The sequence below is a fragment of the Mycobacterium asiaticum genome (genome assembly GCF_001673315.1).
In the GTDB taxonomy this organism is placed as follows: Bacteria; Actinomycetota; Actinomycetes; order Mycobacteriales; family Mycobacteriaceae; genus Mycobacterium; species Mycobacterium asiaticum_B.
This window is the reverse complement of sequence record NZ_LZLQ01000015.1, coordinates 253,496-267,152: the sequence shown is the minus strand read 5'-3', so window position 1 is coordinate 267,152 and position 13,657 is coordinate 253,496. Positions and strand designations below refer to the sequence as shown.

Here is a 13,657-nt window from a genome sequence, read left to right as displayed (position 1 = left end):
GACAACGGCGCAGTTCGACCGGCCCGGCGATCACGTACAACCCTCACTGGGAAGTCGCTGTGAAAAAACTGGATGATGCGTTTTCATTCGGCCGTACCGGGCAACCCATGATCACGAGGGGGTCGCTCCTACAGCCCGGAACGGGCGGTGGGCTAACTGAACACCAGTAAATCCATGCTGCCGCGTGCAGCCGACCGCTCATCAGGGAGCTCATCATGAAGCTGAACAGACTCGCCGCCACCGCGGCAATGGCAGGTGCTCTTGGATCCGCCGCTCTCGGAGTCGGGTCCGGGATGGCCCAAGCCGACCCCAACGGGCCCAATCCTCCGGTCCCCGGCTGCGTCGGTGGTCCGGGCGTGAACTGCAATGGCCCGGGCACCCCGCTTCCGCCGGGGCAGCGTGGCGCCCCGCCCCCAGGGCACTACAACGACCCGATCGGTTACGGGCTGCCAGCCGTATGGATGCCACCCGGCTCGCCGATCTCATACCCGGTGGTTTTCAACCCGGCCGCTAATGAGTGGGGCGTCTTCTTGCCGGGCGGTGAATTCGTCGCCTACGCGACCTAAGGCGCTCCGCGAGTTAAGGCGCACTCCGCGAGTTAAGGCAGGAACAGCCGCCGCCGACATGGCGGCGGCTGTTTCGCGGTTCAGCCGTTTGCGCTTGGATTCGGCAGCTGGCCCAGTAGTTGGCGTGCCGGGGCATTTATCGCGTTCAGTCCGTCCCGCAGTTGTGCTGCGGCGGCCGACTCGGCGTTGGCGTACGCGGCGCCGTCAGAATTCAGCGCCCGCACGAACTGGTCGTGAAACGACGCCATCTGGGCGCTGATGTCCTGATACGTCTGTGCGTGGGCGCTGTAGAGCTGTGCGACGAGGCCGGAAACCGCGTCAGCGGCAGACGCCGGTATGGCAGTGGTAGGGGCGGCAGCGTTCCCGTTGGACTCGGCGATCGCGGACCCGATACCAGCGAGGTCTCTCGCAGCAGCGGCCATCGCCTCTGGGCCTGCGACGAACCACGACATCCCGCACCTCATATCAGAACGGCAGGAGCGGATCGTATCGCGATTCATTCCCGAAGACATGCGTTTCGCGCGCAATTGCCTGCCATGCGTGAGTACGAGTCTAACGGCAATCCGGTGCGCCCCTGTACACGAATCTTCGGCGCCCCGATCCCAACCGGGTTGACGGGGCCGGCGAACTACGCCCGCGGGTGCACCTCAACCCGGTGCAGGTCGTCACCCAGCTCGATCTGCCCGCGGAACTCAGCGGCTGCCAATTCCCGCCACTGCTCTTCTTGCCCGGGAGCGATAGCAGGCACGTAGTGGGTCATGATCAAGGTCGCCACGCCGGCCCGGGTCGCGGTGGCGGCCGCCTCCTGGACCGACGAGTGGTAGTCGCACACATCCTTGACGCGCTGCTGCGGAACCTGGGTGAGAACATCTTTTCGGATTACCGTATGCACCAAAGCGTCTGCACCCGAAGATAATTCGTCCAGACTGGCGCACGGCACCGTGTCGCCGGCGAGCACCACTGCGGTGCCGTCGAATTCGATCCGGAACCCGATCGTCGGCGCGACCGGACGGTGGTCGGTGGGGGCCACCCGGATCTTCACGCCATCGCGGTCCCACACCAGACCCTCGGTGTGCTCGTGTACTTCGACAGGCGGCGGTGCGTTCAGGTCCGCGTGGTGAGCGATGCGGTAGTCGATGTCGTGGCCGAACGCCCTGAGCGTCGCCTCCACCACCTCCGCCGTGCCCGGCGGGCCGATGATCTGCATCGGGGGCGGGTGAGGCGTGAAGTTGGTCACCCAGCCGGTGATGAGCACGTCGCCCAGTTCGGCGATGTGGTCGCTATGCAGGTGGGTGAGCAGCAGCGCCGACAAGTTGGCGGCACCCACGCCGACCGCCGCGGCACGTTGCAACACTCCGCGCCCGCAATCCACCAGAAACTGCTGGCCGCCGGCCCGGACCAGGGTCGCGGGTCCGGCGCGGTTTGGGTCAGGGATGGGACTTCCGGTACCAAGCAGGGTGACCTCGATCATGGCCTTATCTTTACCAACCCGTTCGGGTCACGGATTCAAACGGTCGCTTTCCCGGCGAGCGGCTTAGCCGTAGCCTGGTGTGAATCTGATCACTATCAAGCCCAGGAACGGGAGGCCTAGATGCGGATCGCGGACGTCTTGCGGAATAAGGGTGCGGCGGTGACGACGATCAACCCCGACGCGACAGTCCGGGAACTGCTTGCCGGTTTGGCCGAACAGAATATCGGCGCCATGGTGGTGGTCGGCGACGAAGGCGTGGTGGGCATCGTGTCAGAGCGCGACGTCGTGCGGCAGCTACACGTTCACGGCGCCAGTGTGCTGTCCCGTCCAGTCTCCAAAATCATGACCAACGCCATCACCACCTGCACCAAGGGCGACACGGTCGACAGCGTCAGCGTGCTGATGACACAGAACCGGGTGCGTCACGTGCCGGTGCTCGACGGTCGCAAGCTGATCGGCATTGTCAGCATCGGCGACGTGGTGAAGACACGGATGGGCGAACTCGAAGCGGAGCAGCAGCAGCTGCAGTCCTACATCACCCAGGGCTGAAGGCGGGCCTGCTGCGCGAGCCCAAGTGGCTGCGAGATCCGCAGCGGAAGATGACGGCCGGGTTCGGCGCCCGGAGAAGGTGAACCAGCGCCCGGAGAAGGTGAACTAGCGCCAGGAGTACTGCGCGCGCAACCGGGCAGCCACCACGTCGAAAATCTCCCGATCCAGGATGGCGCCTTCGCGGCGGATGCCCTCTTCAGGCACGTCCAGCACCCGATCCAGCCGCACCCAGCTCTGTCTGCCCTCGTAGTCCCAGTCGCCGGCCCCGATCTTCACCCAGTCCCGGTCGTCCTGGTGGCGTTCCTGGCTGGACAACATCAGTCCCAGCAGCACGGTGCGCTCCCGCCCGACCACCAGCACCGGTCGGTCCTTGCCACGCGTGGGGTCATCCTCGTAGGCCACCCACGTCCAGACGATTTCACCCGGATCCGCCCGGCCGTCGAGGTCCGGCGCGTAGGTGACCTTGCGGGCACGTTGTGCGGTGGGAAAGCTGGTTTTCGTCACGGGCCGGCCGGCAGTGATCTCAGCGGGCGCGGCCGGTAGACCCATCGCCATGATGTTCGCGGTGATCTTTACCGCTTGCTGGATGGTCCGCAGCGTCTCTTGCGTGTTCTGCAGTCGCTGGACAACTTTCGGAGCCTCGTTGACCAGGTTCTCCGCGAAACGCTGAAACGTCTTCCACTGTGACTTGCCGGGCGACTTCCTGTCCGGTGCCATGTTTGCAGCATAGACGCGTAGCGAGAGCGGCTTCGAAAGCAGAATTGTGTCCAGGCTGTGGGGCACCGATACGCTGGGCTTACTGATAATCCGCTCAACCAGGAGATTCCCATCAGCAGTTTCGCCGACAAGACCTTCACTGCGCCGGCACAGATTCGGAACTTCTGCATCATCGCTCATATCGACCACGGCAAATCGACGCTGGCCGACCGCATGCTGCAGTTGACCGGAGTGGTTGACGAGCGCTCGATGCGGGCCCAGTACCTGGACCGGATGGACATCGAGCGCGAACGCGGTATCACCATCAAGGCCCAGAACGTACGGCTGCCCTGGACGTTGTCCTCCGGTGCCGAGGCCGGGAAAGAGTTTGTCCTGCACCTCATCGACACCCCCGGCCACGTCGACTTCACCTACGAGGTATCGCGGGCGCTGGAGGCGTGCGAGGGCGCGGTGCTGCTGGTCGATGCCGCCCAGGGCATCGAAGCCCAGACGCTGGCCAACCTGTATCTGGCGCTGGACCGCGACCTGCACATCATTCCGGTGCTGAACAAGATCGACCTGCCGGCCGCCGACCCGGACCGCTACGCGGGCGAGATCGCCCACATCATCGGCTGCGAGCCCAGCGACGTGCTGCGGGTATCCGGCAAAACCGGCGAAGGCGTCGCCGATCTGCTCGATCACGTGGTGCGTGAGGTGCCGCCCCCGCAGGGCGATGCCGACGCGCCTACCCGCGCAATGATCTTCGATTCCGTCTACGACATCTACCGCGGCGTGGTGACCTACGTGCGTGTTGTCGACGGCAAGATCACCCCGCGCGAACGCATCGCGATGATGTCCACCGGTGCCACTCACGAACTGCTCGAGGTCGGCATCGTCTCACCCGAACCGAAGGCCAGCGCGGGGTTGGGCGTCGGTGAGGTGGGTTACCTGATCACTGGGGTGAAAGACGTTCGCCAGTCCAAGGTCGGCGACACGGTGACGACGGCGCGCAACGGCGCCAAGGAGGCGTTGACCGGCTATCGCGAACCCAGGCCGATGGTCTACTCGGGCCTGTATCCCGTCGACGGATCGGACTACCCGAACCTGCGCGACGCGCTGGACAAGCTGCAACTCAACGACGCCGCCCTGACCTACGAGCCGGAGACCTCCGTGGCGCTGGGCTTCGGATTCCGTTGTGGCTTTCTGGGTTTGCTGCACATGGAGATCACCCGAGAACGGCTGGAGCGCGAGTTCGACCTGGACCTGATTTCCACCTCGCCCAACGTCGTGTACCGCGTCGAAAAAGAAGACAACACCGAGATCGTGGTCACCAACCCGTCGGACTGGCCGGAGGGCAAGATCCGCACCGTCTACGAGCCGATCGTGAAGACCACCATCATCTCGCCCAGCGAATTCATCGGCACCATCATGGAACTCAGCCAATCGCGCCGCGGCGAGCTGGGCGGCATGGATTATCTGTCGCCCGAACGAGTGGAACTGCGCTACACAATGCCGTTGGGGGAGATCATCTTCGACTTCTTCGACTCGCTGAAGTCACGCACCCGCGGCTACGCCAGCCTCGACTATGAGGAGGCCGGTGAGCAGGAGGCGCAACTGGTGAAGGTCGACATCCTGTTGCAGGGCGAAGCGGTCGACGCGTTCAGCGCCATCGTGCATAAGGATTCGGCGTTCGCTTACGGAAACAAGATGACCACCAAGCTCAAGGAGCTGATTCCGCGCCAGCAGTTCGAAGTGCCGGTGCAGGCCGCGATCGGGTCGAAGATCATTGCCCGAGAAAACATTCGCGCCATCCGCAAGGATGTGCTGTCCAAGTGCTACGGCGGGGATATCACCCGCAAGCGCAAACTGCTGGAGAAGCAGAAGGAGGGCAAGAAGCGAATGAAAACCATTGGGCGGGTGGATGTGCCGCAGGAAGCGTTTGTCGCCGCGTTGTCCACCGAGACCGCGGGGGACAAGGGCAAAAAGTAGCGATGGCTTTCGTGCGGGGCAGGCGCTGCTGGCCTGCCGCACTGCTGGTGGCGTCGCTGGTGACCGGGTGCACGCACGCGGTAGCCGGCTCCGCGCGCCCCGCCGCCGGGTTGAAGCCGAACCCGCTGATCGGCGACGTCATCAAGGGGGTGCTGCTCGACGACGTGGTGCTGGCCAACATGCTCAATCAGCCGTTCAAGGGAGATCCGCGCCTGCCGCCGCGTTTCGGCGGTCCGGAGAAGTTGCAGCCCGGGTTGGGCGACATCGCGCCCGCCGAGTGCGCGGGCGTCACGACGATGACGATCCGGAACGCCTACGAATCCGCCGAAGTCAAGCATGTCGCTCGTGAAACATGGTGGAGCGCGGGTGAATCCGGCAAAGTCATCAGTGTCGCCGAAGCGGTGGTGGCACTGCCCAACGCTGCCGACGCCAGCGCACTGTTCGCCGAGTTCAGCCGGCAGTGGAACGGCTGCAACGGCAAAACTGTGACGATCTCGGGGGGCGCGCTCAACTTCACCGACGAGGTCACCGATGTCCGGGTGGACAACTCCGTGCTCGCTGCAACGGTCTACGTGCAGGCCACCGGCGCAACCGCCGGGCGCAGGCCGCAAGCGCGGGCCATCGGGTTACGAGTGAATTGTTTGGTGGAGGTGGAGGTCGCTTTCTTCAGCCTTCAACGCTCGTCTGACCCGGGGACGGGGGATCCGCACACCAGCGCCATCACGATCGCCCGCGCGGTGATGGACAAGATCAGCGCGCGCAGCTGACGTCACACCGGCGCGTTGGCGGGCTGAAACGCTCCCGACCCGTCGGCCTCCTCCTCGGCCCGGATCACATGCACTACCGCGTTGATCAGAGCCAGGTGGGTGAACGCCTGCGGGAAGTTGCCCAGGTGCCGGCCGGTGCGCGGCTCGATCTCCTCGGCGTAGAGGTGCAACGGGCTGGCGTAGGCGAGCAACCGTTCGCACAGCCGCTTGGCCCGGGCCACCTCACCGATCTCCACCAGCGCCGACACCAGCCAGAACGAGCAGATGGTGAACGTGCCTTCCTCGCCGGACAAACCGTCGTCGGTCTCCTCTACCCGGTATCGCAGCACCAGGCCTTCCTCGGTGAGTTCGTCGGCGATGGCCAGCACCGTGTTGCGCACTCGCGGGTCGTCCGGGGGCAGGAACCGGGTCAGCACCACCAGCAGTAGTGATGCGTCCAACGCGTCGCTGCCGTACCGCTGGGTGAACACGCCGCGATCGTCCACACCGTGCTGCAGGATGTCCTGCTTGATCTCCTCGGCGATCTTGCGCCACTGCTGGGCGTAGCTCTTCTCGCCCTGTCGTTCGGCCAGCTTGGCGCCGCGGTCCAGCGCGACCCAGCACATCACCTTCGAGGAGGTGAAGTGCTGCGGTTCCCCGCGTACCTCCCAGATGCCGCGGTCGGGTTCGCGCCAGTGCTCGATCGCTTCTTCCACCTGCTTCTTCAGCACCGGCCACAGGTTCTCCGGTACTTGCTCCCGGGACCTTGCGTGCAGGTAGAACGAGTCGAGGATCGAGCCCCAGATGTCGTGCTGCATCTGGTTGTAGGCGCCGTTGCCGATTCGCACCGGGCGGGCGTGGTCATAGCCGGACAGGTGGTGCAGTTCCTCTTCGACCAGACTGCGTTCGCCTCCCACTCCGTACATCACCTGCAGTGGATGGCGCTCGTCGCTGTTGGCGCCGGAAACGTCGGCGATGAACGCGAAGAAGTCGTCGGCTTCCCGGTCCAGGCCGATCGTGTAGAGGCCCCACAGCGCGAAGGTCGAGTCACGGATCCAGGAGTAGCGGTAGTCCCAGTTGCGTTCGCCGCGCGGTGTCTCCGGCAGCGATGTGGTGCTGGCTGCCAGCAGCGCGCCGGTGGGCGAGTACGTCAATCCCTTCAGGGTCAGCGCGCTGCGCTGCAGGTAGGCGCGCCACGGGTGGTCTGGGAAGTTTCCGATGTTGATCCATTGGCGCCAGCACTCGGTGGTCTGCCACATCTTGTCGGCGGCTTCTTCGTAGGTTTGTGGCGCCGGGTGCTTTGTCCAGCTCAGCGCGACGAAGATGTCGTCGCCTTCCTTCATCCGGGTGCGGGCGCGCGCTTCCCGACCCTCGAGTCCGATATTGAGATTGGTGGTCAGCCGCAGTGTCGGGTGGGCGTCCGGTTGCTTGCTGGCGCGTGCGATTGCCTCGCCGTAGGCGTTCGCCGAGTACTCCCAGGTGGTGCCGACGCGGTGGTAGTCGAAGGCCGGCTCGCAGCTCATCATCAGCTCGACCGTGCCGCTGACGCACCGCACGGTGCGCAACAGGATGTGCTCGGCGTCCCAGTCCATCGGCGTCCGCCGGTGCGTGCGTGACCGCCGTTCGATGTCGTGCCATCGACCCATCACCAGCGCGTCGCGCACGATCAACCATCCAGTATGGGTTTGCCAGGTGGTTTCCATGATCAGGCTGCCGGGCAGGTAGCGCCGTGCCGAGGGCACCGAGACGCCGTACGGGCCGATCCGGAAGTGGCCGGCACTGCGGTCCAGAATCGCACCGAACACGCTGGGAGAATCCGGTCGCGGCACGCACAGCCACTCCACCGAGCCCGCCGGGGAGATCAGGCAGGTGGTTTCCCAGTCGGACAGAAACGCGTAGTCGGCAATCGGCGGGAACGGATTCCGCGACGGCGAACTCGACACGTAGGGCGCCAGCGAATCAAGTTCGGCGGCGGCGTCGATTGGCTGAAGTTCACTGGTCGCAGGGATCGCGGGCAGGTCGTCGATCGAAGATGCAAGTCGGTCGTTGACTGAGTCGGCGGAATCGGCGTGCAGGACCATCCCGACATCATCGAACGTCGACCCGGTTCGCGTCCACCACCGCAACCTAGGTGTTACCGGGTGCGACAACTCGAGCGCTCCGACGATCGGGCCACGTTGGCTTCGAGTGACCCGACCAATAGGGTGGACGCGGTGAACGGGTTCTTGAGTTGGTGGGACGGCGTCGAGCTGTGGCTCTCCGGCGTACCCTTCGTGCTCCAGGCCCTGACGGTGATGCCGATCGTGCTGTTCGTGGCATATTGCCTGGCGACCGTCCTGGACGCGGCGCTGGGCAAGGGGATCCAGCTGGTTGGCCGCCGCCACACCGACGAGGCGTCCGGATAGCCGGCGATGCCACGTTCGCACGTCACGCTGATTCTCGTCGCGCTCGTCGCGCTCGTCATCCTCACCTGGCTGCTGACGCACTGAATCGACTCTCAGGGACCAATTCCCTTTCAAATTGCCGGTTACGCAAACTCTGTTAGGCTTCGCGACATGCACGCAGCCCGTGTTTTGGAGCGCCCCGTCGTGGCGTCCGGCTGTGCTTCTTGCGTCGCGGTGGTCTGCGCCATGGCCGACGCACACTGTTGTCGCTAACTCCCAAACCCGTGCGCGGCTTGGTCTGGAGTTCGTGACTTCCTCGAACCTGATTGATCGCCAATCCGTAGCTACGGGGCCCTGATTCCATATGTCCCGCATCGGAAGGTCACCAATGTCGCAGCTGTTCGCCGACAACGGGTCCGTGGCGCATCGGCGACTACCCGTTGTGCTGGCGCTCGTTGTCGGCATGATCGGTGTCCTGGCGGCATGCCGCGGGGGGCCCAGCGATGTAGTCGGCGGCGGAGGCCTCGCCGACGCGAAGTCCAGCGTCACATTGGTTGCGTATTCGGTCGCTGAACCCGGCTGGAGCAAGGTGATTCCGGCGTTCAATGCTTCCGAAGAAGGCAAAGGCATCCAAGTGATCACCTCCTACGGCGCCTCCGGCGACCAGTCGCGTGGGGTCGCCGAAGGCAAGCCCGCCGATCTGGTGAATTTCTCGGTCGAGCCGGACATCACCCGTCTGATCAAGTCCGGCAAAGTCGCCAAGGACTGGAATACCGACGCCACCAAGGGGATTCCGTTCGGCTCGGTGGTGACTCTGGTGGTGCGCAAAGGCAACCCGAAGAACATCAGGAATTGGGATGACCTGCTCCGCCCAGGCATCGCCGTGATCACCCCCAGCCCGCTGAGTTCCGGTTCGGCCAAGTGGAATCTGCTGGCTCCCTACGCTGTGAAGAGCGAAGGCGGTCGCAACGGTCAGGCGGGCATCGACTTCGTAACCCGATTGGTAAGGGAACATGTGAAGATGCGTCCAAGTTCGGGGCGGGAAGCCAGCGACGTTTTCGTCCAGGGCACCGGCGACGTTCTGATCAGCTATGAAAACGAAGCCATCGCGGCCGAACGCGCTGGTAAGCCGGTCGAACACGTCACCCCGCCGCAGACGTTCAGGATCGAGAACCCGATGGCGGTGATTCGTACCGGTACCCACCTCGCGGCGGCCACGGCGTTCAAGAACTTCCAGTACACCGCCCAGGCCCAGCAGGTGTGGGCGCGGGCCGGGTTTCGGCCCGTCGACCCAGCGGTTGCGGCCGCGTTCCGGGACCAGTTCCCGGTGCCGGCGAAGCTATGGACCATCACCGACCTCGGTGGTTGGGCCACCGTGGACCCGCAACTGTTCGACAAGAGCGCCGGCAGCATCACCAAGATCTACACGCAGGCCACCGGATGACCGTGATTGTGAACCCGGAACACGAGGCGCCCGCCGTGCGTGGCGCCGGCCGCGCAGGCACCACCTCGTTGCGCGTCGGGGTGGCGACGCTGTGGTTGTCGGTGATCGTGCTGCTGCCGCTGGCCGCGATCCTGTGGCAGGCGATCAGCGGCGGCTGGGATGCGTTCCGGTTGGCCGCCACCTCGCACGCGGCGATGGAGTCGCTGCGGGTGACGCTGACCATCTCGGTCGGCGTGACGCTGCTCAACACGGTGTTCGGCCTGCTGATCGCCTGGGTGCTGGTGCGCGACGACTTTCTGGGCAAGCGACTCGTCGATGCGGTCATCGATCTACCATTCGCGCTGCCCACGATCGTCGCCAGCCTGGTGATGCTTGCCTTGTACGGCAACCAAAGCCCCGTGGGACTGCACTTGCAGCACACCGAATGGGGCGTCGGGATTGCGCTGGCATTCGTCACGTTGCCATTCGTGGTTCGCGCGGTGCAACCGGTGCTGCTCGAAATCGACCGGGAAACCGAGGAGGCGGCGGCGTCGCTGGGCGCGAACGGCCCGAAGATCTTCACCTCTGTGGTGTTGCCGTCGTTGCTCCCCGCGTTGTTGTCCGGTGCCGGACTGGCGTTTTCGCGAGCTATCGGTGAGTTCGGTTCGGTCGTGTTGATCGGCGGCGCGGTGCCGGGCAAGACCGAAGTGTCCTCGCAGTGGATTCGGACTCTGATCGAGAACGACGACCGCGTAGGTGCCGCCGCGATTTCCATTGTGCTGCTGTCGATCTCCTTCGTCGTGCTGTTGCTCCTGCGGTTCATCGGTGCACGCGCGGCCAAGCGAGAGGAGATGTCGGTATGACGTCTTCCCGCACGGTCCGCTACCTGCTCCGTTACACCGCCCTGGGATACATCCTGGTGTTGCTGATCATCCCGGTGATGCTGATCCTGTGGCGCACGTTCCAGCCGGGGTTGGGCCAGTTCTATGACTGGGTCAGTACACCCGCCGCGGTATCCGCGCTGAACCTCTCGCTGCTCGTGGTGGCCATCGTGGTCCCCCTAAACGTGGTCTTCGGTATCCCGACCGCTTTGGTGTTGGCCCGTAACAGGTTTCGCGGCAAAGGTTTCCTGCAGGCAATCATCGATCTGCCGTTCGCGGTGTCGCCGGTCGTCGTAGGTGTGGCGCTGATCGTGCTGTGGGGGGCCGGGGGTGCGCTGGGGTTCGTCGAGCGCGATCTTGGGCTGAAGATCATTTTCGGCCTGCCCGGCATCGTGTTGGCCAGCATCTTCGTCACCCTGCCGTTCGTGGTGCGCGAGGTCGAACCGGTGCTGCACGAACTGGGCACGGATCAGGAACAGGCCGCCGCGACCCTGGGATCCGGCTGGTGGCAGACGTTTTGGCGAATCACACTGCCGTCCATCCGGTGGGGGCTGACGTACGGCATCGTGCTGACCATTGCGCGCACGCTCGGCGAGTACGGCGCGGTGATCATGGTGTCGTCCAACCTTCCCGGCCAGTCGCAGACTCTGACGCTGCTGGTGTCGGACCGCTACAACCGCGGTGCGGAATACGGTGCCTACGCCCTTTCAACTCTGCTGATGGCGGTGGCGGTACTCGTGTTGATCGTTCAGGTCGTGCTGGATGCCCGTCGGGCACGAGCAAGCAGGTAGGCGGGACTAAGGAGACTCGATGGCAAACGCCGGGACCGACCAAGACAATCACGCAATCGTCGTGCGAGACGCATACAAGCATTACGGGGATTTCGTCGCACTGGACCATGTGGACTTCGTCGTGCCCAGCGGTTCGCTGACGGCCCTGCTGGGCCCCAGTGGCTCGGGCAAGTCCACCTTGCTGCGCACGATCGCCGGCCTGGACCAACCAGATTCCGGCACAGTCACGATCAACGGTCGCGACGTCACCCGGGTGCCCCCGCAGCGGCGCGGCATCGGGTTCGTCTTCCAGCACTATGCGGCGTTCAAGCACCTGACGGTGCGCAACAACGTCGCTTATGGGTTGAAGATCCGTAAGCGTCCCAAGGCTGAGATCAACGAAAAAGTTGACCACTTGTTGGAAGTGGTGGGCCTCAGCGGCTTTCAGAACCGCTATCCCAACCAGCTCTCGGGCGGTCAGCGGCAACGCATGGCGCTGGCCAGGGCGCTCGCGGTGGATCCGCAGGTGCTGTTGCTCGACGAACCGTTCGGCGCACTGGACGCCAAGGTTCGTGAAGATCTGCGCGCATGGTTACGGCGCCTGCACGACGAGGTGCACGTCACCACCGTGCTGGTCACCCACGATCAGGCCGAGGCGCTCGACGTGGCCGACCGGATCGCCGTGCTCAACAAAGGCCGCATCGAGCAGGTCGGTTCCCCGACCGACGTGTACGACGCTCCGACGAATGCGTTCGTGATGTCGTTCCTGGGCGCGGTGTCCGCGCTGAACGGCGCGCTGGTTCGGCCGCATGACATTCGGGTGGGTCGCAAGCCGGATATGGCGGTGGCCGGCGGCGACGGCACGGCCGAGTCGATCGGTGTGGTGAAGGCCACGGTGGACCGGGTGGTGGCGCTGGGCTTCGAGGTGCGGGTCGAATTGACGGCGGCGCCCTCCGGCAGTCCGTTCACCGCGCAGATCACCCGCGGGGATGCCGAGGCGCTGGCCTTGAAGGACGGTGACACCGTCTATGTGCGCGCCACCCGGGTACCGCCGATTGCCGCGAACCTCCTGGTCGGGGACGACGGCGCCGACGAAAACCAATCCACGCTGGCGCCCGCCTAGCGCTTACCAACGCGAGATCAGTCCCATCGCGACCGCGACAAACAACGCGACGAAAACGACAACCGCGATGATGCTCACGATTGCGAGCGGTGTCAGTCGTCGCGTCGGTATCGGCTGAGATTCGGAGAGGCCGGATGTTTGCGCGGAGTCCGGGGGAGTGGAACCCGGTGTGACCCCGCCCCCCGGCTCCAGGCCAGGAGTCTTCGACGGCTCGGGATCCGGCGGTAGTGCGGTCATGAGGGAAGGGAATACCCCGTCATGTCCGGCTTACACAGGTTGGGCGCCGAGCCGCGACGGCTAGGCCGCTACGCGCGCGGCCGTGGCCTGATCGAACCGTTCCAGCACCGTCTCGGCCACCAGCTGGTGTGCGCCCAATGGCGCTGCCATGGCCAGGCCGGCGTCGCGCGCGAACCGCTCCACCCGGTCCGGGATACGCCCGGGCGCGAGGAACCACGGGGCGATCACTACGCGGCGAGCACCGGACCGCCGCAACCGCCGCACTGATTCCACCAGCGCAGGTTCCGGATGGGTGGCGAATGCCGTTGTGGCCGTAGCCCATCGGGTGCCAGCCAACAGCCTCGGAGCGATTTCGGCGGTGTGCGCATTCGCGACAGGGTCAGAAGAACCGATCGCCACCACGAGCACACCCACCCGGTGATCGAGCCGCGAGACCTGCAATTCCGTTACCCGCTGGCGCAGCACCGATACCAGGCGATCATCCTCGCCGAGCACATCGGCCTGCAAAACCCGTTCGGTGGCGCCACAACTTGCGAGCTGAGTGGGAATGTCGACGCGCGCATGGTAGGCGTTTGCCAAAAGCAGCGGAGCGACGACCGCCTCACCCGGGTAGCGGTCGAGCACGTCGACCAGACTCGGAGAGTTATGCTCGCAGAACGCAACTCGCACATCGAGTTGTGGTCGCATCAGCATCAGCCGACGGCCGACAGCCCGAGCGTTGGCCGCCGACCGTGGATCCACACTGCCGTGCGCGGTCAAAATAAGGCGCGTCTCGATGGCGCTGCTCCTTCTCATCGCTGCGCTCTGCATCGTCGCCAGCGC

Annotated in this window: 15 protein-coding genes; 9 read left to right on the top strand and 6 right to left on the bottom strand. The window is 64.9% G+C overall.

All coding sequences use genetic code 11. The annotated features are described in order from the left end of the window. Nucleotides 1-215 precede the first annotated feature (215 nt). Nucleotides 216-566, top strand: a complete 351-nt coding sequence (locus tag A5636_RS02525; protein WP_065157098.1) for a hypothetical protein — start codon at nt 216-218, stop codon at nt 564-566. Nucleotides 567-646: 80 nt separating this feature from the next. Here the strand turns inward: A5636_RS02525 and A5636_RS02520 are convergent, their stop codons facing one another. Both A5636_RS02520 and A5636_RS02515 read right to left on the bottom strand, forming a co-directional pair. Beyond that, nucleotides 647-1,018: a PE family protein gene (locus tag A5636_RS02520; RefSeq protein WP_065157097.1), complete on the bottom strand. Its 372-nt coding sequence runs from the start codon at nt 1,016-1,018 to the stop codon at nt 647-649. A gap of 176 nt (nt 1,019-1,194) precedes the next feature. Then, a complete protein-coding gene (locus A5636_RS02515) occupies nt 1,195-2,037 on the bottom strand; it encodes a ribonuclease Z (RefSeq protein WP_065157096.1) in 843 nt (280 codons plus the stop codon). 120 nt (nt 2,038-2,157) lie between these two features. Here A5636_RS02515 and A5636_RS02510 point away from each other — a divergent pair, with 120 nt between their 5' ends. Beyond that, a complete protein-coding gene (locus A5636_RS02510; protein ID WP_065157095.1) occupies nt 2,158-2,586 on the top strand; it encodes a CBS domain-containing protein in 429 nt (142 codons plus the stop codon). Between the two features lie 105 nt (nt 2,587-2,691). On the opposite strand, the gene A5636_RS02505 is transcribed toward A5636_RS02510, so the two are convergent. Then, nucleotides 2,692-3,303, bottom strand: coding sequence for a type II toxin-antitoxin system PemK/MazF family toxin (locus A5636_RS02505; protein ID WP_065157094.1), 612 nt, complete (start codon nt 3,301-3,303; stop codon nt 2,692-2,694). Between the two features lie 57 nt (nt 3,304-3,360). On the opposite strand from A5636_RS02505, the gene lepA reads away from it, so the two are divergent. Both lepA and A5636_RS02495 read left to right on the top strand, forming a co-directional pair. Next, nucleotides 3,361-5,271 (top strand): translation elongation factor 4, encoded by a 1,911-nt coding sequence (gene lepA, locus A5636_RS02500; RefSeq protein ID WP_065157093.1) that lies wholly within the window; start codon nt 3,361-3,363, stop codon nt 5,269-5,271. 2 nt (nt 5,272-5,273) lie between these two features. Continuing rightward, on the top strand, nt 5,274-6,038 hold the full coding sequence (locus A5636_RS02495; RefSeq protein ID WP_065157092.1) for a sensor domain-containing protein: 765 nt from the start codon (nt 5,274-5,276) through the stop codon (nt 6,036-6,038). Between the two features lie 2 nt (nt 6,039-6,040). Here A5636_RS02495 and A5636_RS02490 read toward each other — a convergent pair whose 3' ends face one another. After that, nucleotides 6,041-8,098, bottom strand: coding sequence for a glycoside hydrolase family 15 protein (locus A5636_RS02490; RefSeq protein ID WP_065157091.1), 2,058 nt, complete (start codon nt 8,096-8,098; stop codon nt 6,041-6,043). 132 nt (nt 8,099-8,230) lie between these two features. Here A5636_RS02490 and A5636_RS02485 point away from each other — a divergent pair, with 132 nt between their 5' ends. The 5 genes from A5636_RS02485 to A5636_RS02465 all read left to right on the top strand — a co-directional run bounded on the left by A5636_RS02485 (nt 8,231) and on the right by A5636_RS02465 (nt 12,598). Next, nucleotides 8,231-8,422, top strand: a complete 192-nt coding sequence (locus A5636_RS02485) for a hypothetical protein (protein WP_065157190.1) — start codon at nt 8,231-8,233, stop codon at nt 8,420-8,422. A 367-nt stretch (nt 8,423-8,789) separates the two neighbouring features. Next, nucleotides 8,790-9,845, top strand: coding sequence for a sulfate ABC transporter substrate-binding protein (locus A5636_RS02480; protein ID WP_155763508.1), 1,056 nt, complete (start codon nt 8,790-8,792; stop codon nt 9,843-9,845). Beyond that, on the top strand, nt 9,842-10,687 hold the full coding sequence (gene cysT / locus A5636_RS02475; RefSeq protein ID WP_065157090.1) for a sulfate ABC transporter permease subunit CysT: 846 nt from the start codon (nt 9,842-9,844) through the stop codon (nt 10,685-10,687). Before A5636_RS02480 ends, cysT begins: the two co-directional genes overlap by 4 nt. Next, entirely contained in the window at nt 10,684-11,496 is an 813-nt protein-coding gene (cysW, locus tag A5636_RS02470) for a sulfate ABC transporter permease subunit CysW (protein WP_065157089.1), read from the top strand. Before cysT ends, cysW begins: the two co-directional genes overlap by 4 nt. 19 nt (nt 11,497-11,515) lie before the next feature. Continuing rightward, entirely contained in the window at nt 11,516-12,598 is a 1,083-nt protein-coding gene (locus A5636_RS02465) for a sulfate/molybdate ABC transporter ATP-binding protein (protein ID WP_065157088.1), read from the top strand. Nucleotides 12,599-12,601: 3 nt separating this feature from the next. Here A5636_RS02465 and A5636_RS02460 read toward each other — a convergent pair whose 3' ends face one another. Continuing rightward, a complete protein-coding gene (locus A5636_RS02460) occupies nt 12,602-12,835 on the bottom strand; it encodes a DUF6480 family protein (RefSeq protein ID WP_065157087.1) in 234 nt (77 codons plus the stop codon). Nucleotides 12,836-12,895: 60 nt separating this feature from the next. Next, nucleotides 12,896-13,645, bottom strand: coding sequence for a sirohydrochlorin chelatase (locus A5636_RS02455; protein ID WP_065157086.1), 750 nt, complete (start codon nt 13,643-13,645; stop codon nt 12,896-12,898). Nucleotides 13,646-13,657: the final 12 nt, after the last annotated feature.

Coding starts and splice junctions, on each gene's coding strand:
- A5636_RS02525 (WP_065157098.1), top strand. CDS start 216: ATGAAGCTGAACAGACTCGCCGCCACCGCGGCAATGGCAGGTGCTCTT.
- A5636_RS02520 (WP_065157097.1), bottom strand. CDS start 1,018: ATGTCGTGGTTCGTCGCAGGCCCAGAGGCGATGGCCGCTGCTGCGAGA.
- A5636_RS02515 (WP_065157096.1), bottom strand. CDS start 2,037: ATGATCGAGGTCACCCTGCTTGGTACCGGAAGTCCCATCCCTGACCCA.
- A5636_RS02510 (WP_065157095.1), top strand. CDS start 2,158: ATGCGGATCGCGGACGTCTTGCGGAATAAGGGTGCGGCGGTGACGACG.
- A5636_RS02505 (WP_065157094.1), bottom strand. CDS start 3,303: ATGGCACCGGACAGGAAGTCGCCCGGCAAGTCACAGTGGAAGACGTTT.
- A5636_RS02495 (WP_065157092.1), top strand. CDS start 5,274: ATGGCTTTCGTGCGGGGCAGGCGCTGCTGGCCTGCCGCACTGCTGGTG.
- A5636_RS02490 (WP_065157091.1), bottom strand. CDS start 8,098: ATGGTCCTGCACGCCGATTCCGCCGACTCAGTCAACGACCGACTTGCA.
- A5636_RS02480 (WP_155763508.1), top strand. CDS start 8,790: ATGTCGCAGCTGTTCGCCGACAACGGGTCCGTGGCGCATCGGCGACTA.
- cysT (WP_065157090.1), top strand. CDS start 9,842: ATGACCGTGATTGTGAACCCGGAACACGAGGCGCCCGCCGTGCGTGGC.
- cysW (WP_065157089.1), top strand. CDS start 10,684: ATGACGTCTTCCCGCACGGTCCGCTACCTGCTCCGTTACACCGCCCTG.
- A5636_RS02465 (WP_065157088.1), top strand. CDS start 11,516: ATGGCAAACGCCGGGACCGACCAAGACAATCACGCAATCGTCGTGCGA.
- A5636_RS02460 (WP_065157087.1), bottom strand. CDS start 12,835: ATGACCGCACTACCGCCGGATCCCGAGCCGTCGAAGACTCCTGGCCTG.
- A5636_RS02455 (WP_065157086.1), bottom strand. CDS start 13,645: ATGCAGAGCGCAGCGATGAGAAGGAGCAGCGCCATCGAGACGCGCCTT.